Genomic DNA, 21,859 nt, shown 5'->3' with positions numbered 1-21,859 from the left:
CGGCAACGACGTGTACCAAGGACCAACCACGGTCAGCGAATCCATCAAGGACGCAGTGGGCGGTAACCTCGAAGCCATCGATCCGATCAAGACCCCGGTCAGCACCACGGTCAACGACGTCAACGACACCACCACCGTGACCTTGACCGCGACGCCGAGCGTCGACGAGCACGGCACCATCACCTACACCGCGACCTTGACCGATGCCCAGGGCCAACCGGTCACCGCGCAGAACGGGGCGGTGACCGTGACGCTGGACAGCGGCAAGGTGATCACCATCGCCGAAGGCCAGAGTTCCGGCAGCCTGCCGGTCACCGTCGGCAATGACGTCTACCAGGGGCCGACCACCGTCACCGAGTCGATCAAATCGGCCGACGGCGGCAACCTCGAAGCGATCAACCCGGTGAAAATACCGGTGGAAACCACGGTCAACGATGTCAACGACACCACCACCGTGACCTTGAGCGCGACGCCGAGCGTCGACGAACACGGCACCATCACTTACACCGCAACTTTGACCGACAAGAACGGTGCCCCGGTCACCGCGCAGAACGGGCCGGTGACCGTGACCCTAGACAGCGGTAAGGTCATCACCATCGCCGAAGGCCAGAGCGCCGGCAGCCTGCCGGTCACCGTCGGCAACGACGTCTACACCGGCCCGACCACCGTGACCGAGTCGATTAAATCGGCCGACGGCGGCAACCTCGAAGCGATCAACCCGGTGAAAACGCCGGTGAACACCACGATCACCGACGTCAACGACAGCACCACCGTGACCCTGAGCGCGACCCCGAGCGTGGACGAGCACGGCACCATCACCTACACCGCGACCTTGACCGACAAGAACGGTGACCCGGTCACCGCGCAGAACGGTCCGGTGACCGTCACGCTGGACAGCGGCAAGGTCATCACCATCGCCGAAGGCCAGAGCGCCGGCAGCCTGCCGGTCACCGTCGGCAACGACGTCTACACCGGCCCGACCACCGTCAGCGAGTCCATCAAGGACGCGGTGGGCGGCAATCTCGAAGCGATCAATCCGGTGAAAACGCCGGTCACCACCACGGTCAATGACGTCAACGACAGCACCACGGTGACCTTGACCGCCACCCCGAGCGTCGACGAGCACGGCACCATCACCTACACCGCCACCCTGACCGACAAGAACGGTGACCCGGTCACCGCGCAGAACGGTCCGGTCACCGTGACCCTCGACAGCGGCAAGGTCATCACCATCGCCGAAGGCCAGAGCGCCGGCAGCCTGCCGGTCACCGTCGGCAACGACGTCTACACCGGCCCGACCACCGTGACCGAGTCGATTAAATCGGCCGACGGCGGCAACCTCGAAGCGATCAACCCGGTGAAAACGCCGGTGAACACCACGATCACCGACGTCAACGACAGCACCACCGTGACCCTGAGCGCGACCCCGAGCGTCGACGAGCACGGCACCATCACCTACACCGCGACCTTGACCGACAAGAACGGTGACCCGGTCACCGCGCAGAACGGTCCGGTGACCGTCACGCTGGACAGCGGCAAGGTCATCACCATCGCCGAAGGCCAGAGCGCCGGCAGCCTGCCGGTCACCGTCGGCAACGACGTCTACACCGGCCCGACCACCGTCAGCGAGTCCATCAAGGACGCGGTGGGCGGCAATCTCGAAGCGATCAATCCGGTGAAAACGCCGGTCAGCACCACGGTCAATGACGTCAACGACAGCACCACGGTGACCTTGACCGCCACCCCGAGCGTCGACGAGCACGGCACCATCACCTACACCGCCACCCTGACCGACAAGAACGGTGACCCGGTCACCGCGCAGAACGGTCCGGTCACCGTGACCCTCGACAGCGGCAAGGTCATCACCATCGCCGAAGGCCAGAGCGCCGGCAGCCTGCCGGTCACCGTCGGCAACGACGTCTACACCGGCCCGACCACCGTCAGCGAATCCATCAAGGACGCGGTGGGCGGCAATCTCGAAGCGATCAACCCGGTGAAAACGCCGGTGAACACCACGATCACCGACGTCAACGACACCACCACCGTGACCCTGACCGCCACCCCGAGCGTCGACGAGCACGGCACCATCACCTACACCGCCACCCTGACCGACGCCCAGGGCCAACCGGTCACCGCGCAAAACGGTCCGGTGACCGTGACGCTGGACAGCGGCAAGGTGATCACCATCGCCGAAGGCCAGAGCGCCGGCAGCTTGCCAGTCACGGTCGGCAACGACGTCTACCAGGGGCCGACCAGCGTCAGCGAATCCATCAAGGAAGCGGCCGGTGGCAACCTCGAAGCGATCAACCCGGTGAAAATACCGGTGGAAACCACGGTCAACGATGTCAACGACACCACCACCGTGACCCTGAGCGCGACCCCGAGCGTGGACGAAAACGGCACCATCACCTACACCGCCACCCTGACCGACAAGAACGGTGCCCCAGTCACCGCGCAGAACGGTCCGGTGACCGTGACGCTGGACAGCGGCAAGGTGATCACCATCGCCGAAGGCCAGAGTTCTGGCAGCTTGCCAGTCACGGTCGGCAACGACGTCTACCAGGGCCCGACCACCGTCAGCGAATCCATCAAGGATGCGGTGGGCGGTAACCTCGAAGCGATCGATCCGATCAAGACCCCGGTCAGCACCACGGTCACCGACGTCAACGACACCACCACGGTGACCTTGACCGCCACCCCGAGCGTGGATGAGCACGGCACCATCACCTACACCGCGACCCTGACCGACAAGAACGGTGACCCGGTCACCGCGCAGAACGGTCCGGTGACCGTGACGCTGGACAGCGGCAAGGTGATCACCATCGCCGAAGGCCAGAGTTCCAGCAGCCTGCCGGTCACCGTCGGCAACGACGTGTACCAGGGGCCAACCACCGTCACCGAGTCGATCAAATCGGCTGACGGCGGCAACCTCGAAGCGATCGATCCGATCAAGACCCCGGTCACCACCACGATCACCGACGTCAACGACACCACCACCGTGACCCTGACCGCCACCCCGAGCGTCGACGAGCACGGCACCATCACTTACACCGCCACCCTGACCGACGCCCAGGGCCAACCGGTCACCGCGCAGAACGGCCCGGTCACCGTGACCCTCGACAGCGGCAAGGTCATCACCATCGCCGAAGGCCAGAGCGCCGGCAGCCTGCCGGTCACGGTCGGCAATGACGTGTACCAGGGGCCGACCACGGTGACCGAGTCGATCAAATCGGCGGACGGCGGTAACCTCGAAGCCATCAACCCGGTTAAAACGCCGGTCACCACCACGGTCACCGACGTCAACGACACCACCACGGTGACCCTGAGCGCCACCCCGAGCGTCGACGAGCACGGCACCATCACCTACACCGCCACCCTGACCGACAAGAACGGTGACCCGGTCACCGCACAAAACGGTCCGGTGACCGTGACCCTCGACAGCGGCAAGGTCATCACCATCGCCGAAGGCCAGAGCGCCGGCAGCTTGCCGGTCACCGTCGGCAACGACGTGTACCGGGGCCCGACCAGCGTGACCGAGTCCATCAAGGACGCGGTGGGGGGCAACCTGGAGGTGGTGTCGCCAAACACCACGCCCGTGACCACCACGGTCAATGACGTCAACGACACCACCACCGTGACCCTGACCGCCACCCCGAGCGTCGACGAGCACGGCACCATCACTTACACCGCCACCCTGACCGATGCCCAGGGCCAACCGGTCACCGCGCAGAACGGTCCAGTGACCGTGACGCTGGACAGCGGCAAGGTCATCACCATCGCCGAAGGCCAGAGTTCCGGCAGCCTGCCGGTCACCGTCGGCAACGACGCCTACCAGGGGCCGACCAGCGTGACCGAGTCCATCAAGGACGCGGTAGGTGGCAACCTTGAGCTGGTGTCGCCAAACACCACGCCCGTGACCACCACGGTCAACGACGTCAACGACACCACTACGGTGACCTTGAGCGCCACCCCGAGCGTGGACGAGCACGGCACGATCACTTACACCGCGACTTTGACCGACAAGAACGGTGCCCCGGTCACCGCGCAGAACGGCCCGGTCACCGTGACCCTCGACAGCGGCAAAGTCATCACCATCGCCGAAGGCCAGAGCGCCGGCAGCCTGCCGGTCACCGTCGGCAATGACGTGTACCAGGGGCCGACCACCGTCACCGAGTCGATCAAATCGGCCGACGGCGGCAACCTCGAAGCGATCGATCCGATCAAGACCCCGGTCAGCACCACGGTCACCGACGTCAACGACACCACCACCGTGACGCTGAGCGCGACGCCGAGCGTGGACGAAAACGGCACCATCACCTACACCGCGACCCTGACCGATCCCCAGGGCCAACCGGTCATCGCGCAGAACGGCCCGGTGACCGTGACCCTCGACAGCGGCAAGGTCATTACCATCGCCGAAGGCCAGAGTTCCGGCAGCTTGCCGGTCACCGTCGGCAATGACGTGTACCAAGGGCCGACCAGCGTGACCGAGTCCATCAAGGACGCGGTGGGCGGCAACCTCGAAGCCATCGATCCGATCAAGACCCCGGTCAGCACCACGGTCAATGACGTCAGCGACACCACCACGGTGACCCTGAGCGCGACCCCGAGCGTGGACGAAAACGGCACCATCACCTACACCGCGACCCTGACCGATGCCCAGGGCCAACCGGTCACCGCGCAGAACGGCCCGGTGACCGTGACCCTCGACAGCGGCAAGGTCATCACCATTGCCGAAGGCCAGAGTTCCGGCAGCCTGCCGGTCACGGTCGGCAATGACGTGTACCAGGGGCCGACCAGCGTGACCGAATCCATCAAGGAAGCGGCCGGTGGTAACCTCGAAGCCATCGATCCGATCAAGACCCCGGTGAGCACCACGGTCAACGACGTCAACGACGCCACCACCGTGACGCTGAGCGCGACCCCGAGCGTGGACGAGCACGGCACCATCACCTACACCGCCACCCTGACCGACAAGAACGGTGCCCCGGTCACCGCGCAGAACGGGCCGGTGACCGTCACACTGGACAGCGGCAAGGTCATCACCATCGCCGAAGGCCAGAGTTCTGGCAGCCTGCCGGTCACGGTCGGCAACGACGCCTACCAGGGGCCGACCACGGTCAGCGAATCCATCAAGGAAGCGGCCGGTGGTAACCTCGAAGCCATCGATCCGATCAAGACCCCGGTGAGCACCACGGTCAACGATGTCAACGACACCACCACGGTGACCCTGAGCGCGACGCCGAGCGTGGACGAGCACGGCACCATCACCTACACCGCGACCCTGACCGACAAGAACGGTGCCCCGGTCACCGCGCAGAACGGGCCGGTGACCGTCACGCTGGACAGCGGCAAAGTCATCACCATCGCCGAAGGCCAGAGCTCTGGCAGCTTGCCGGTCACCGTCGGCAACGACGTCTACCAAGGACCAACCACGGTCAGCGAATCCATCAAGGACGCAGTGGGCGGCAATCTCGAAGCGATCAACCCGGTGAAAACACCGGTGAACACCACGATCACCGACGTCAACGACACCACCACCGTGACCTTGACCGCCACCCCGAGCGTGGACGAGCACGGCACCATCACCTACACCGCCACCCTGACCGATGCCCAGGGCCAACCGGTCACCGCGCAGAACGGCCCGGTCACCGTGACCCTCGACAGCGGCAAGGTCATCACCATCGCCGAAGGCCAGAGTTCTGGCAGCTTGCCGGTCACCGTCGGCAACGACGTCTACACCGGCCCGACCACCGTCAGCGAATCCATCAAGGACGCGGTGGGCGGCAACCTCGAAGCGATCAACCCGGTGAAAACGCCGGTGAACACCACGATCACCGACGTCAACGACACCACCACCGTGACCCTGAGCGCGACGCCGAGCGTCGACGAGCACGGCACCATCACCTACACCGCGACCCTAACCGACAAGAACGGCGCCCCGGTCACCGCGCAGAACGGGCCGGTGACCGTGACGCTGGACAGCGGCAAGGTCATTACCATTGCCGAAGGCCAGAGTTCTGGCAGCTTGCCGGTCACGGTCGGCAACGACGTCTACACCGGCCCGACCACCGTCAGCGAATCCATCAAGGACGCAGTGGGTGGCAACCTCGAAGCGATCAACCCGATCAAGACCCCGGCCACCACCACGGTCAACGATGTCAACGACACCACCACCGTGACCCTGACCGCCACGCCGAGCGTCGACGAGCACGGCACGATCACCTACACCGCGACCCTAACCGACAAGAACGGCGCCCCGGTCACCGCGCAGAACGGTCCGGTCACCGTGACCCTCGACAGCGGCAAGGTCATCACCATCGCCGAAGGCCAGAGTTCCGGCAGCCTGCCGGTCACCGTCGGCAACGACGTGTACCAGGGCCCGACCAGCGTGACCGAGTCCATCAAGGACGCGGTGGGCGGTAACCTCGAAGCGATCAATCCGGTGAAAACCCCGGTCACCACCACGGTCAACGATGTCAACGACACCACCACGGTGACCCTGAGCGCGACGCCGAGCGTCGACGAGCACGGCACCATCACCTACACGGCCACCCTGACCGACAAAAACGGTGACCCGGTCACCGCGCAGAACGGGCCGGTGACCGTGTCGCTGGACAGCGGCAAGGTGATCACCATCGCCGAAGGCCAGAGTTCTGGCAGCTTGCCGGTCACGGTGGGCAACGACGTCTACCAGGGGCCGACCACCGTCACCGAATCCATCAAGGACGCAGTGGGTGGCAACCTGGAGTTGGTGTCGCCTAACACCACGCCCGTGGCCACCACGGTCAACGACGTCAACGACGCCACCACCGTGAAGCTGACAGCAACCCCATCGGTGAGCGAAAACGGCACGATCACGTATACCGCGACCATCACCGACAAAAATGGCGTCCCTGTCACGGCACACGACACCCCGGTGACCGTGACGCTGGACAGCGGCAAGGTGATCACCATCGCCGTCGGCCAAAGTTCCGGCACTCTGCCGATTACTGTGGGCAACGACGTCTACACAGGCGCGCCAACCGTTACCGAATCAATCAAGACCGCCAGCGGCGGCAACCTGGAAGCCCTCGGCACGGACAAGACGCCAGTGTCGACCAGCGTCATTGACTTCCAGGACACCACCACTGTCAGCATCAGCGGCAGCACCTCGGTGACCGAAGGCCAGCCCGCCAGTTACACCGTCAGCCTGACCAACCCGGCCCAGACTGAAGTGACGCTGAAAATCGTCTACAGCGGTACCGCCGCCGACGGTTCGGACTTCACCGGTGTGTACACCGTGAAGATCCCGGCGGGTGCCAGCAGTGCCAGCTTCAACGTCGCGACCATCGACGACAAAATCACCGAAGGCACCGAAAACTTCGTGGTCAAGATCGACTCGGCCACCGGCGGCAACTTCGAGAACCTGGCGATCAGCTCGTCCAACGGCAGCGTCAGCACTTCGATCATCGACAACGATGCACCGCCCGCGCTGGACCTCGACACCAACAACTCCAGCGGCGCCATCGGGGCTGATTACAAGGTGACCTTCACCGAGAACACTCCGGGTGCAGGCGTGTCGATCGGCGATACCGACCTGAGCATCACCGACCCGGACAGTACTCTGCTGACCGGCGCGACCATCGTACTGACCAACCGTCAGGACGGCGATGCGCTGAACCTGGGCAACAGCGTCAACGGCATCACCATCAATGCCAACAGCACCAATGGCACCGTCACCCTGACCCTGTCGGGCAACGCGACGCTGGCCGACTACATGCAGCAGATCAAGAACATCACCTTCACCAACAACAGTGAAGATCCGAGCACCGTGCCACGCATCATCACTGTGACAGTGACCGATGGCAGCAACTACTCCAACACCGCAACCACCACGGTCAACGTGGTGGCGGTCAATGACGCACCGGTTGCAGCGCCGATCAACGTCACCGGCACCGAAGACACGCCTCTGGTTCTCGGCTGGTCGACCTTCGGCGTCAGTGACGTCGACAGTCCGGCCACCAGCCTGGGCGTGAAAATCACTCAACTGCCGGGCGAGGGTAAACTGCAATATCTGGACGGCTCGACCTGGAAAGACGTCGCCACCAACCAGACCTTCAGCAAGGCTGATATCGACGCTGGCAAGCTACGCTTCACGCCGGATGCCAACGAGTCGGGCGTAGACGGATATGGCGGTACCGGCCTGGGCAACAATCAGGCCGACTACGCACAGATCAAGTTCCAGCCAACGGACGGCCAGGCCCTGGGCAACACCGGCACGATCAAGATCGACATCACCCCGGTGGCGGATGCCCCGACCTTGAGCGTTGCCGACAACAGCGTGAAGTCCACCGGGCTGATCAAGGAAGTCTGGACCGGCCTTTCAGGTCTGGGTACCAGTGGCAGCGGCGCGGACTCGACCACGCTGAAAAACGTGATCGACGCCGCGGGTACACCAAACTCCACAGGCACCGTGACCAACGTACAGTCCGATGGTGGCGTAACCGCCGGTACGGCGTCGAAAACCTCCGGCCTGATCTACCTCGAAGCCGGCAAGACCTACACCTTCAGCGGTACTGGCGATGACAGCCTGTTGGTGACCATCGGTGGCAAGAACGTGGCCGCAATCACGTGGGGTGCGGGCGGCAACCTCAATGGTTCCTTCACCCCGACCACCAGCGGCTACTACACCCTGGACGTCTACCACCACAACCAGAGTGGCCCGGGCAGCTATGACGTGAACCTGTCGGTCAATGGCAGCACGCCGATCGACCTGAGCAGTGCCGGTGTACCGATTTACACCGGCGTGTCGGATCTGGTGAGTGGCGGTGTGACCGTGTCCGACTTGCACGGCACCAATGGCGAAGGCTACTACGACGGTTACAAGCTCAATACCGGCGCTGAAGGCACCAGTGTGAAATTGTCCGCCATCACCACCGCGCTGACCGACACCGACGGTTCGGAAACCCTGAGCCTGAAGATCAGCGGCATGCCGGTCGGCTCGGTGCTCACCGACGGCGCAGGACATACCTTCACAGTTACCGCGACCAATGGCGAGGCCAACGTGACGGGCTGGAACCTCGGCTCTCTGACCGTAACTCCGCCACCGTACTACAACGGCCAGTTCGACCTGACCATGACCTCGACCTCCACCGAGGCCCTGGGTGGTCTGGCCAGCAGCACTTCGCAGATTCCCGTGACCGTGTACCCGGCGGTCTATAACGCCGTCACCGCCACCGCGGCCAATGACACCGTCACTGGCACCGACGGCAACGACATCATGATCGCCGACATCGGCGGCCTGACCGTCGTGCCGGGCACCAACTACAACATCGCGTTCATGGTCGACAGTTCCGGCAGTATGAGTTCCTCGTCGATCAACGCAGCCAAGGACTCGCTGACGTCGGTGTTCAACACCCTCAAGCAAAGCCTGGGCAGCAACTCGGGTACGGTGAACATCTTCCTGGTGGACTTCGATGCCCAGGTCAACAAGTCGGTGTCGGTGAACCTCAATGACTCCAATGCGCTGACTCAGTTGAAGGCCACTCTGGACTCGATGTCGTCCGGCGGCGGCACCAACTACGAGGACGTGTTCAAGACCACGGCCAACTGGTTCCAGAGTGCGGATGCGGTGGCCAACACCGGGGCGAAGAACCTCACGTATTTCATTACTGACGGCAAGCCGACTTACTACCAGAGCGGCGAGTCGACCAACCCGACCCTGTATGGCAGCACAACACTCGATAGCCTGATCACTACCAGCAACTATCAGTTGGGTAAAGCGATCAGCCTGTTCCCCGACAGCACGCACCAGATCGACATTTCCTCCTCGGGCTACGTGACGGTCTGGACCAAGAACACCAATGGCAACAACGGGAACGGCAACGGCAATAACTGGTCATCCAAGGACTTCGGCTATCTGCATGCCCAGGGCGACGGCACCTACGAGTTCTCGGGTCGTGACGGCGATGGCAGTAGCACCGACGGGGATACCATCAGCAACTCCACCAGCAGTTTCACATTGCTGAACAACCTGTCGAACGTCGAGGCCATTGGCCTGAACAAGGACGTGACGCTCAACGACCTGAAGCCGTACGACTCGGATCAAACGCCACAAACCAACATCGACCCGCAGAATCTGGCCAACTCGATCATCGGCCACACCGAAGCGACGATGCCAGGTAACGACACCGTCAGTGGTGGCGACGGCAACGACCTCCTGTTCGGCGATCTGGTGAGCTTCAACGGCATTGCCGGCGAGGGTTACCAGGCGATGCAAGCCTTCGTGGCGCAGCAAACCGGCATGGACGTCAGCAAAGTCACCACCAGCAACGTGCACCAGTACATCACCGAGCATTACACCGCGTTCGATGTGTCCGGTGCCCATGACGGCAGCGACACCCTGCTCGGCGGTGCGGGCAATGACATTCTGTTCGGCTCGGGCGGTAACGACACCCTCGACGGCGGCAAGGGCAATGACATCCTGCTCGGTGGCACCGGCAACGACACGCTGATGGGCGGACAGGGCAGTGACATCCTGATCGGTGGTTCCGGTGGTGACACCTTCGTCTGGAAAGCAGGCGACAGCGGTAACGATGTGATCAAGGACTTCAACGCCAGCGAAGGCGACCGGATCGACCTGCGCGATCTGTTGCAGGGCGAAACCGGCAGCACCATCGACAACTTCCTGAAGATCACCACGGTCGATGGCGTGTCGTCGCTGCAAGTCAGCTCGAGCGGCCAGTTCAACTCGGGTAACGCGGCCGCCGCCACACCGGACGTGACGATCAAACTGGAAGGCAACAACTGGTCGAGCGCCAACCTGCACAACCTGATTGCTGGTAGTGACCCGACCATCAAAGTCGATCACAACAACAGCTGATGCGTGAAAACGGCCACGCCTTATGGGGCGGCCATCACGTTTGCGCCCACTGCCCGGTGACGATTTCGTCACCGCGCCACATACTGGCGTGCAGTTGACCTATGCTGCTGACAGCACGACGCTGGCTCAAATCCGAGGGATGCTCAATGTTTTACGTGCAACGCGATGCGCAGGGCCTGTTGGTTCGCGTGGAACCCGCCGCCTATGCCGAGGCCACGGAAACGCTGGCGGCCGACAATCATGAGATCCTGGCCTGGTTTGCCAACGCGGCGGTGGAAAACAGCCTCAAGCAGCTCAAGCAAAGTGACCTGGAAATGATCCGGGTACTCGATGACCTGATTCAGGTGCTGACCCAGAAAGGCGTGATCCGCGTCACCGACCTGCCGGCGGCGGCCCAGGCCAAGCTCATGGACCGGACCCAGGCGCGTGAGGCGTTGGGTGGGTTGAGTCAGTTGATCGATGAGGATGAAAGCGGGTTGATCTGATCATTGATCTTCAGTGACTGTTCAAACCTCATCGCGGGCAAGCCCGCGATAAGGGCATCACTGACAATCCAGCTCTAAAGAGTTACTTCCAGGGCTTGGGCTCGCCGAACAACTGGCCCTGCACACCGTACAGCCCCATCTCGCGAATCACCGACAATTCGCCTTGCGTCTCGACCCGCTCGGCAATCAGCGGCAAATCAATGCTGTGCGCCGCGCGCTGGATCGCTTCGATGAACAGGCGTTTGTCACTCTCCAGATCAATCGACCGGATATAGCTGCCATCGATCTTCAGGTACGCCAGCCCCAGCCGTGCCAGGTTGCCGATCATGCTGAAGCGTCCGCCAAAGCGTTGCAGGCTCAGGGAGAAGCCGAGTTCGCGCAGGCGCCGGGTCAGCTGTTCCAGCACCGCCTGGTCAGGCAGTTGCTCTTCGCCAATCTCCAGGGTCAGGCGCGGGCCGAGGTTTGAGTGTGCACGCAGTATTTCGAAGATTTTGTTTTGCGCCTGCGGGTCGCCCACGGTCGCCGACGACAGATTCAGCGCCAGCGACTCCTCATGCTCGCTCATTTGCTCCAACACCTGCTCGAGCATCAGCCGATCCAGACGCGCAGTCCAGCCGAAACGCTCCAGCCAAGGCAGAAAACGCCCGGCGGGGATGGTCTGGCCGTGTTCATCGAGCAGTCGCGACAACACTTTGTAATGCAGTACCAGTTGCGTGTCCTGGGCGGCGACTACCGGTTGGAAATACAGCTCAAAACGCCGCTGTGTCAGCGCCTGGTCGAGCATCAGATGCCAGGCGTGGTGATCGTCGCCGACATTGGCCGAGAGGCTGTGTTCGATACAGGCCCAGTTCTGTTCGCCCTGGCCTTCGGCCTGCGCCAGCGCCTGATCGCCGAGGCTGAGCACGGCTTGCGGCGAGTCGCCGTGAGCAAAAGGCGCCAAGCCGATGGACGCCACGGCAGCCACATCGGTGGCGCCGGTAGCGTGCAGACTGGCCAAGGCACTGTCGAGGCTCTGTGCCAGTTGCAGCGCCTCTTCGCGCACCAGTCCCGGCGCCAGCACGGCAAATTCGCCACCGCGGATACGGGTCACCAGGTTCTGGGTTTCCGGATATTTGGTGCACTCGCGAGACAGTTGCTCACCGACGGCCTTGAGCACTTCATCGGTGCGCTGGCCGCCGAGGCGCTGGTTGAGACCGGCCAGATCCTTGACCCGCAACAGCAGCAGATAACCCGAACTGGCCTGCTCCGGGTTGCTCACCCGCGCATTCAGTTGCATCTCGAAATAACGCCGGTTGGCCAACCCGGTCAACGAGTCCTGATAGGACTCGACCCGTAGCTTTTCACTGCGCTCGGCCTGCTCCTGGAACAGCGCCTTGAGCTTCTCGACCATCTGGTTCATGGCCTGCACCACCCGGCGAAGTTCGGGGGTACGCGGCAGTTCCGGCAGGCTGAGGAATTCCCGCCGGGCGATGGCGTGGGATTGTTGGACCATGTAATCCAGCGGCCTCAATTGCTGACGCAGCAACAGCGCGCCGAGTACCGCACTGACCGCGCCACATAGCAGCAACCAGCCCAGGCTGCCCAAAGCGCTTTGCCACAACTTGGCCAGCGCGAACATCGGATGGCTGACCACCTCGACCCGGGCAGCCTGCTCCCAGCCGCGGCTGACGATCGCATCACCACCGGCAGGTTCCAGGCCGATCAGTTTGACGAACCAGTCCGGAACATTGTTCACCGCCGGGATACCCGTGCGCTCAACCAGGGTCTGGTCGGTCTTGAGATCGACCACGCGGATGCTCGCGTAATAACCGCTGTCGAAAATCGAGCTGACCAGCAACTCGACCATCGCCGGGTCGTCGATATTCGGTGTCAGGGAAAGCGCCAGCGCCGTCGCGGCGTCCTGGGCATGGGAGCGCAACTGGTTGACGTACTGAGTACGCGAGCTCTCCAGGCTGACCATGAAACCGCCGGTGAAGGCGACCACCAGGAACAGACAGATAGCAATCAACAGCTGTTTGAACAAAGACATCTGAGCGTGTGCTCCTAGTTAGTCGTCTCGACCGGGAATCCTTCGGCCTGCATTTTTTTCAGCACATCCTGCCAACGCGAAAGGCGTTTGGTATCGCCGACCTTTTTATTGCCCTTGGCGCCCGGCAGCCATAGCCCTTCCGCGTTGAAAGAGTAGACCGGCAGCAAATCCTTTCGCTGGCTGGCCGGCTTGATTGCATCAATCAGGCTGTCGAGCACCAGCGGCTCGGCTTCCTGACTCGAGTAGTAGGTCAGCACCATGTGCGCGCGGTTCTGGGTCAGCGCCTTGACATAGGTAATACGCAGCTTTTCACTGGCCACGCCGAGGTGCCGCAGGCTGAAGTACTTGGCAATAGCGTAGTCTTCACAGTCTCCGGCGCCTTTCCAAAGGGCTTCGATCGGGGTTTCCCAGTAATCGACTGCGTGCCACAGGTCGATGTCTTCGACGTATCGCAGTTGTTTATTGAAGAAGCGATTGACCACATCGAGTTGTTCCAGCTCGCCGATCTGCTTCTGACTGGCCAACAAGTATTGCCAATCATTAATGCGCTGCTGACCTTCTCCCAAAGGTCCGTACAATGCCTGCGCCCGCCGGCTGATCAGGGAAAAATCCCAATCGGCGCTCAAGCTGCCCAGCATCACGCCAGCCAGCAGCAATGCACTGCACAGCCAGCGTAAAATCCGCGGGATCGTTAAACTTGCCGCCAATGCGAGGCATCCTGGATAGGCAGGAGGGAGTTGTTTGAATGTTGAAGGTTAGACCGGAAAAAGACAATGGCACAGTGCAATCACTGACAGCGCGCTAAACTGCAGGAAAGGCACTCGTGAGCTTGTTTGACAAGCTGTCAGTCAGTTACTAGTGTCATTTGGATCCAAAAATATTCCATCAATCAGGGTGCGTTTAGTGACACAAAAGCCCAACCCTCTCAGCAGTATCAAGGTCAACGGGCCAATTCCCGCACATCTGGCACGCTCGGTGATCGAAGAAACCCTGCGTGCAGCGATACTTGACGGGCGCATTCCTTGTGGTGCGGCCCTGCGCCAGCAAGACCTCGCCGACCTGTTTGGCGTCAGCCGCATGCCAGTACGCGAAGCCTTGCGCCAGCTCGAAGCGCAATCGTTGCTCAACGTGGTTGCCCACAAGGGCGCCGTGGTCGCGCCACTGGTCCAGGGCGACGCCGTGGAAACCTACGCGCTGCGCATCCTGCTGGAATCCGAAGCCCTGCGTCTCTCGGTGCCACTGCTCCAGGACGGAGATCTCGAACAGGCTGCCCGTTACATCGACGAACTCGAAACGCAAAACGACTACACCGAAATCGGACGGCTCAATCGCCTGTTCCACATGGCGCTTTACAGCCGGGCGCCGAATCGCCGGCTGTTGAAACTGGTCGAAGACGGCCTGATCGAAGAAGAGCGGTTCCTGCGTTTCAACCTGGAGGCCATGGGCCTGGGCAAATTGTCCCAGGACGACCACCGGGCACTGTTGCAGGCCGCCGAAGACCGGGACGTCGAACGCTCGGTGAAACTGCTCGAACATCACCTGAACCGAGGGGTCGAGGTCATTACGCGCTACCTCAACAGCCCTGAAGCACAGGCCAAAAACACCTCGAAGTAACCCGCAGCGGCAAATCCGGGTGGCGCACCGAAGGGTTCGCCTCGCTTGCCGCACACTCCTCCCGAATGCGCACCGCGAATAATTTGATTACAAACCTCCTGCGTCCATATCACACCACCCTCGCGACGCCATACCGCAACCCAACGCCTTGCCACCTTCAATCCTGACTATCGCAATGATCGCGTGATGCCTCGGTAATGGCGGCCGCCTTGATTTGCGCCCACTCTGAGTAACCAAGACACAATAAAACGGGGGACTCGCCGTGCGAATGGCATAGCCTCCGCCCCAAGAAGCGAAGGAAGGAGCCTTATTACGGGAACGGAAGGATCGGCATCACTCGCGACCAGCTTCCACCCCCTCAGACACCCCCAACGACGCCCGATAAAAAGTTACTTCGAGTGAGGCATTCACTCTTTATTCAATTCTGACTTATATAGGCCGGAAGGAGTAACTACGCCAAAATAAAACCAATATAAAAAGTTTTATTGGAACTTATCACCCTGCAAAAAGCTGAATGCCAAAATAATATAAAAACAACTTGATCGACACTTTAAATGTGTATTAGTTTTTCTTCGCTGCCAGCCACAAGCGGCAGCAACGCCTTGTTTACTCGGCATCCATAGCATTGAAAAAGATCAATTCGTTTGAGGTACCCGTTCGTCAGGAGAAAACTTCCAGCGAATTTCAGTACTTGATCAACTCTCACCAAAGATCACTTACAGGCTCATCCATGAAACCAACTAAAGAACGTCTGATTCAAAAAAAAGCCGAACTTAGCGAACATCCGATTTTCTCTGAAATACATTCGCTTGCGGTCCTGCGACGCTTCATGGAAACCCACGTGTTTGCCGTATGGGACTTCATGTCGCTGACCAAGCGCCTGCAACAGGAGCTGACCTGCGTGCAACTACCCTGGTTGCCGCCGCAGGATCCCCAGGCAGCGCGGTTGATCAACGAGATCGTGCTGGGTGAGGAGTCGGATGACCGCCCGGCCCAAGGTCATTACAGCCACTTCGAGTTATACCTGGATGCAATGCGCGAAGTCGGCGCCTGCACCGTTGCCATCGAACGTTTCGTGACCCTGCAGCAAGAAGGCGTGAGCTACGACGTGGCCTTGCAGAGCGTCAACGTCGATCCGGCGGCCGCAAATTTCGTTCGCCATACGCTACACACCGCACTGCATGCGCCGGGTCACAGTGTGGCGGCGGCGTTTCTGCACGGTCGCGAGAGCGTTATCCCGCGGATGTTCCAGCGCATCCTCGACGATTGGGGCATCGGCATCGAGCAGGCGCCGACCTTCCGTTACTACCTTGAACGGCACATTGAGGTCGACTCCGAAGACCACGGCCCGGCAGCGGAAAAGCTCTTGTCGCGCCTGGTCGATAGCGACCCGCAACGGCAGGAGGACGTGTACGCCAGCGCCATCGCTGCCGTGGAAAGTCGTATCGCCCTGTGGGACGGGTTGCGCCTGAGCATGAACGAATCCGTAACGGAGGTGAGCGCATGAACGCCGCCGACTACCAATCCTTCGCCGACGCCTGGGAAAGTCGCGCAACCATCCGCACACGCCCGCGCCGCGTGCTGGAGAACGACGACAAACTGATCTACCCCTTGAGCCGCCAGCCGTTGGTGCTGAGCGAAACCTTTGTGCGCGAATGCCCGGAGCAGCGCGACTTTGCTCTGGTGCAGACGCTCTACAAGTTCATCAACGATGTGGTGATTTTCGAAACCGAGATCGTCGACAAAACCGCCCGCAGCATCGCCAAGAATCGCTTCGCGTTCGAGTTCCCGTTCGCCTGCCGCTACGACGCCATGACGGTCGTGGTGGACGAGGATTACCACGCACTGGTGGCGATGGACTTCATGCAACAGACCATCGCGTTGACCGGCATCACCCCCATCGAATTGCCGGATGAGATCGAGCTGAGCCGGGCGATACCGGCGGCCGTGGCACTGGCACCGGAGCACCTGCGCAGCGCTGTAGAACTGATCTGCGTGGCCATCGCCGAAAACACGGTGACCGGTGATGTCGCCGCGTTCGCCAAGGACGACACGGTCAAGCAATCGATCAAGGGCCTGATGGCCGATCACCTGCTGGACGAGGGGCGACATTCCGGTTTTTGGGCACGGCTGGTACGCATCTACTGGCATACCGCAAGTGCAGGCGACCGCCAGTGCATCGCGCAGATCCTGCCGGTGTTCATTGGCCATTACCTGACCAACGACATCCAGAAGTCGTTCGACTTCCGCTTGATCGACGCACTGCAGATCAACGATGCGGCGCGGTGCGCACTCAAGAATGAAATGTCGGCACTGGCCTTCCCGATCAATCGCCATCACCCGCTGGTGGCCAACATTGTGCGGTTTTTCCACAGCAGTTCGCTGCTCGATTCGCCGTGCGTACAAACCGCCCTCAGCGACTATCTGGTTTGACGAGGAGCCCATCATGAGACGTCTCGACATTTTGCTCTACGGACAAGGCCAGGCCCTGAGCGACCTGGCGCTGGAACTCGAACAACACGGTCACTCACTGACGCGGATCTGCGCGCTCGACGATATGCCTGAACAGGCTGATCTGCTGATCGACGATGGCACACCGTTTCAGTACATCGGCGGTGCGCCACGACTGGCAATTCAATTGGGTCTCGGCCTGCCGCAGGTGTCCGGCCTGCCATCGCTGGACGTGTTGTGCTGCCTCGGCTCAACGCTGCTGACCCGTGTACCCATTGCCGATGAACCGTCGGGTAACGGTCAGGTTTTGCGTATGCAGGCCCTGACAGCACTGGTTGACCACGTGACGCTGCTGGTCAGCCGCTACTCGCGCGATGCCGACTATTTCCGACACGCCGAACCCGCTGTACCTGCCCGCTTCGAGCGCATCGAGAGCCTGCGGTTCCTGGACAGCCTCGCGTTCGTGCATCGCCTCAATGGCACCGCCGATCCACGGCTGCAGCAACTCGCACAAACGCCGATGATCGAAAGGCTGGAACAGCAATTCATCCAGAGCGCCGGGCATCCGGCCTTGAGCATCGCTGGCAACACCCTCGAGTATCACCAGTTGCACGCCCTCAGCCGTGCCATCGAGCAACGTTTGCGACCGCTGCTGGATCAGCATCAAGGCCCGGTAGTCATCGGGATCTGCTTGCCCAAATGCAGAGCGCTGTATGCGGGGATTCTGGCGATCCTGGGCAGTGGCGCGGTGTACTTGCCACTGGAGCCGAGCCATCCGTTGCAGCGTCAGCAGTACATTCTGTCGAATGCCGGTGCGGCGTTGCTACTGCATGATGGCGGACATCCCTTGGCCGAAGATATGCCGGGGCTGGACATCAGCCGCATCGATGTCCTTGATGCAGACCTCACTCAACCGTTGATGCGTCAACGCCCCGACCTCGATGCGCCATGCATGGCGCTCTACACCTCGGGCACCACTGGCCATCCGAAGGGTGTGTTGCTCAGCCAGGCCAACCTCGCGCACTTCACACACTGGTACGCCGACTATGTGCAGCTGACCAGCGAGAGCCGGGTGTTGCAGTTTTCTTCGTTGAGTTTCGACTCATCGCTGATCGACATCTTCCCGACCCTGTTGCAAGGCGCCGAGCTGATCGTGCCCGGTGATGACCAACGTCGCGATCCGCTGCAACTGGTGGAACTGATTCGTCGTCGACAACTGACCCACGCCTTTTTACCGCCCGCCTTGTTGAGCATCCTGCCACTGGAGCAGTTGCAGTGCCTGGATCATGTGATGACCGGCGGCGATGTCTGCGAGCCGTGGGTCATCGAGCAACTGAGCCGTCAGGGCAAGCTCTACAACCTCTACGGGCCAACCGAAGCCACAGTGCTGATTACTGCGCGGCGGCTTCAGGCAGGCGACCACAACCGCTCGCTGGGTGCACCGATCGCCAACAGCCAGGTGTTGATTCTCGATGATGACTTTCAACCAGTGGCCGAGCAGACCGTCGGTGAGTTGTACATCGCCGGCCCGGGCGTGTGTCTGGGTTACCTGAACAACCCGCAACAAACCACCGAGCGCTATCTTCACCTGAGTCTGCCTGATGGCCGGAGCCTGCGCGTCTATCGCACCGGGGACATGGCGAAGTGGACGGCTGATGGGATCGAGCTGTGCGGTCGGCGTGATAATCAGGTGAAGATCCGCGGGTTCCGGGTCGAGCCGGAGGAGATTGAGCGCTGTCTGCGCGACAGCCAGCTGTACCGCCAGGTTGCCGTGGTCATCGATAGCCAGCGACGGATTCTGGCCTTCCTTGCCCAACCTCGGGAAGACCTCCCCGGCACCGCTCGCCAAGCGTTGAGGGCCCACGCTACACAGCACCTGCCGGACTACATGCACCCCGCTGCATGGACCGAACTGGCAAGCATGCCTTACGCCAGCAATGGCAAGGTCGACCGCAAGGCGTTGCTGGATCTGCCCGTGAGCGTCACCGATAACCCTTCACGGCGCCTGCCCGGCAACGCCGATGAAGCCCTGCTGCTGGAAATATGGGCCGAATTGCTTGAGCTGCCGGCGAGCGACATTTCCACCGACGAAAGCTTCTTCAATCTGGGCGGACACTCGATCCTGTTGTCGCGCATGCTCCTGCGACTGCGCGAGGAATTCGGGCGCAGCATATCGATCAACCGCTTTATCGAACTGCCCACCCTCACCAAACTGGCGACTCTGGTGCGCGGCTCCGGCAGCGAAGAAGTACTGAGCGAACAGGCTCGGCGCGATGCCTTCCGCGAACTGGATATTCAGCCGTTGCCAATCAGCCGCATGGGCGATGTGCACAAGGTGATCGTCACCGGCGCCAACAGTTTTGTCGGTGTACATATCGTCGAGGCGTTGCTGGCCTGGGGGGCCAGCGAAGTCGCCTGCCTGGTTCGCGACGGCAATGGGCAATCGGCGGACGAACGCTTTGCCCAGGCGCTGCAGGAGAACCGGTTGGAGCATCTGGATATGAGCCGGGTGAGGGTTTACGCGGCGGACATCACGCGGCCGGAGCTCGGTTTGGCGCCCGAGGCTTACCAGCGACTGGATCGAGAATTTGGCGCACTGGTGCACAACGCGGCCAACGTCAATCACGTCCTCGATTACGAGTCGCTGGCGCAGGACAACGTTGAGCCGATTTTCGAATGTTTGCGCCTGTGCGAAGGGCACAGCAAAAAAATCTTCAATTTCATCTCGACACTCTCGGCCTCCAGCACGATATCCGCCGACGGCCGAGTGCTTGAGATGCCAGCCGCACCGACACCACCCATCTACATCAAGAACGGCTACAACCTGTCCAAATGGGTCGGCGAACGAATCCTCGAGCGGGCACGGGAGCTTGGGGTGCGGGTCAATCTCTACCGCCCCGGCAATATCAGCTTCAACAGCCTCACAGGCGTGTGCCAGCCGCACAAGAATCGCCTGATGCTGATGCTCAAGGGCTCGATCCAGCTTGGCCAGGTACCGGAGTTCGCCCTGAATTTCGACTTGATGCCGGTGGACTTCCTTGCCCGATTCATCGCCTTCCACGCCAGTCGTTATCAATCGGAACAAGCAGTGTTCAACCTGCACAACCCCGAACCCCTGAGCTGGGACAACTATGTGGCGTCCTTCCGCGAGGCGGGGCGCGAATTCGTGATGGTCAGCGTCGCCGACTGGCAGCAGCAACTGGGTCGGGTCGACAGCGACAACGCGTTGTTCGGCGTGCTGGGGTTCTACCTCAATGGCTTTGAGGAGGACATCGGCGATATCTCGATGATCGGGCACGACAACGCCCAGGCCGGCGTTCGGCTGATGGGTGCGCACTACCCGCAAAAGTCCCCGGCGCTGCTGCGTCGCGGCTGCGACTACCTCAAAGAAATCAACTTCATCTGATTCAACCCCAACGGAGCAAAACCATGAGCACTCTGCAACCCGATACCCTGATCAAAAACCCTCAAGGCTGCCACGTAGTGTCCTCGGTGGACGTGCCTGCCGATGCCGGGCAGGTATGGGCCGTAGTCGGTAACTTTGCTGGCTTCGATCACTTCATCCCGGCGCTGTCGCACATCGAAATGACCGGTGAAGGTGTGTCTTCGCTGCGCAAAAAATTCTTCAGGGACGGCAATCTGGTGGTCGAACAACTCAACTCCCGGGACGACCAGGCACGGCACATGACCTGGACTACCATTTACAACACCCTGGGTGTGGCCAATCTGTGGGCAGCGATGAGCGTTGAATCACTGGATGCGGACAAATCCCGAGCTACCTGGACCATCATCGCCGAACCGGCGCAGGGTGGCGCCGAGGCGCTGCCGGGCTTCAAGGATTTCGTGCAGGGCTTTGCCGATGATGCGATGAACAACGTGCTGAGACTGTTTGCCTGAAATGTGAAAAAGCCCGTTGTGTAGAGCAATGTTGTTCAGTTAAGCGAATGTGGTCTCTGTAGGAGCAAGCTCGCTCCTACAATTTCCTTAACTGAACAGCATTGCGTTGTGGAGAGGCTCCGCAATGGGCTTTTCAGTACCCCTGAAACGACGAAACCCCTGTCTGCGTTAGCAGACAGGGGTTTCGGAATTCAATCTTGACGATGACCTACTCTCACATGGGGAAACCCCACACTACCATCGGCGATGCATCGTTTCACTGCTGAGTTCGGGATGGGATCAGGTGGTTCCAATGCTCTATGGTCGTCAAGAAATTCTGTGACCAGCCCGTTAGAACTTTAACGTGCCAGTGAAAATTGGTGACTTCTACTAAAACAAAACCCCTACCTGCGTGCGCAGATAGGGGTTTTGGAATTTAATCTTGACGATGACCTACTCTCACATGGGGAAACCCCACACTACCATCGGCGATGCATCGTTTCACTGCTGAGTTCGGGATGGGATCAGGTGGTTCCAATG

9 protein-coding genes and 2 rRNA genes are annotated in these 21,859 nt (G+C 61.1%); 7 read left to right on the top strand and 4 right to left on the bottom strand.

Features of this window, described 5'->3' with window-relative positions; translation table 11 throughout:
• Both KGA81_RS29565 and KGA81_RS29560 read left to right on the top strand, forming a co-directional pair.
• Nucleotides 1-10,864: LapA family giant adhesin (locus KGA81_RS29565; protein ID WP_223551173.1), on the top strand; the 10,864-nt coding region annotated here is incomplete at its 5' end.
• A 146-nt stretch (nucleotides 10,865-11,010) separates the two neighbouring features.
• Nucleotides 11,011-11,349, top strand: coding sequence for a tryptophan synthase subunit beta (locus tag KGA81_RS29560; RefSeq protein WP_223551171.1), 339 nt, complete (start codon nucleotides 11,011-11,013; stop codon nucleotides 11,347-11,349).
• An 82-nt stretch (nucleotides 11,350-11,431) separates the two neighbouring features.
• Here KGA81_RS29560 and lapD read toward each other — a convergent pair whose 3' ends face one another.
• Entirely contained in the window at nucleotides 11,432-13,378 is a 1,947-nt protein-coding gene (gene lapD, locus KGA81_RS29555) for a cyclic di-GMP receptor LapD (RefSeq protein ID WP_223551169.1), read from the bottom strand.
• A 14-nt stretch (nucleotides 13,379-13,392) separates the two neighbouring features.
• Nucleotides 13,393-14,085: a cysteine protease LapG gene (gene lapG, locus KGA81_RS29550; RefSeq protein WP_223551167.1), complete on the bottom strand. Its 693-nt coding sequence runs from the start codon at nucleotides 14,083-14,085 to the stop codon at nucleotides 13,393-13,395.
• A gap of 196 nt (nucleotides 14,086-14,281) precedes the next feature.
• Between lapG and KGA81_RS29545 the strand changes: the two genes are divergently transcribed.
• The 5 genes from KGA81_RS29545 (at nucleotide 14,282) to KGA81_RS29525 (ending at nucleotide 21,340) form a co-directional block, all read left to right on the top strand.
• Nucleotides 14,282-14,992, top strand: a complete 711-nt coding sequence (locus tag KGA81_RS29545) for a GntR family transcriptional regulator (RefSeq protein ID WP_223551165.1) — start codon at nucleotides 14,282-14,284, stop codon at nucleotides 14,990-14,992.
• Between the two features lie 730 nt (nucleotides 14,993-15,722).
• On the top strand, nucleotides 15,723-16,499 hold the full coding sequence (locus KGA81_RS29540; RefSeq protein ID WP_223551162.1) for a DUF3050 domain-containing protein: 777 nt from the start codon (nucleotides 15,723-15,725) through the stop codon (nucleotides 16,497-16,499).
• On the top strand, nucleotides 16,496-17,425 hold the full coding sequence (locus KGA81_RS29535; RefSeq protein ID WP_223551160.1) for a diiron oxygenase: 930 nt from the start codon (nucleotides 16,496-16,498) through the stop codon (nucleotides 17,423-17,425). The genes KGA81_RS29540 and KGA81_RS29535 overlap by 4 nt, the downstream gene beginning before the upstream one ends.
• A gap of 13 nt (nucleotides 17,426-17,438) precedes the next feature.
• Complete coding sequence (locus KGA81_RS29530; protein WP_223551158.1) at nucleotides 17,439-20,849, top strand: non-ribosomal peptide synthetase; 3,411 nt, start codon at nucleotides 17,439-17,441, stop codon at nucleotides 20,847-20,849.
• A 23-nt stretch (nucleotides 20,850-20,872) separates the two neighbouring features.
• Nucleotides 20,873-21,340 carry an SRPBCC family protein gene (locus tag KGA81_RS29525; protein WP_223551156.1) on the top strand — a complete coding sequence of 156 codons (468 nt, stop codon included), beginning with the start codon at nucleotides 20,873-20,875 and terminating at the stop codon, nucleotides 21,338-21,340.
• Between the two features lie 195 nt (nucleotides 21,341-21,535).
• On the opposite strand, the gene rrf (KGA81_RS29520) is transcribed toward KGA81_RS29525, so the two are convergent.
• A 5S ribosomal RNA gene (rrf, locus tag KGA81_RS29520) occupies nucleotides 21,536-21,651 on the bottom strand.
• 108 nt (nucleotides 21,652-21,759) lie between these two features.
• Nucleotides 21,760-21,859: ribosomal RNA gene (gene rrf / locus KGA81_RS29515) — 5S ribosomal RNA — on the bottom strand; the annotation flags it as partial.

The organism is Pseudomonas sp. A-B-19, from assembly GCF_019947515.1.
Classification (GTDB): Bacteria; Pseudomonadota; Gammaproteobacteria; order Pseudomonadales; family Pseudomonadaceae; genus Aquipseudomonas.
The sequence above is the reverse complement of the archived record's forward strand: the minus strand, read 5'-3'. Positions and strand labels throughout refer to the sequence as shown.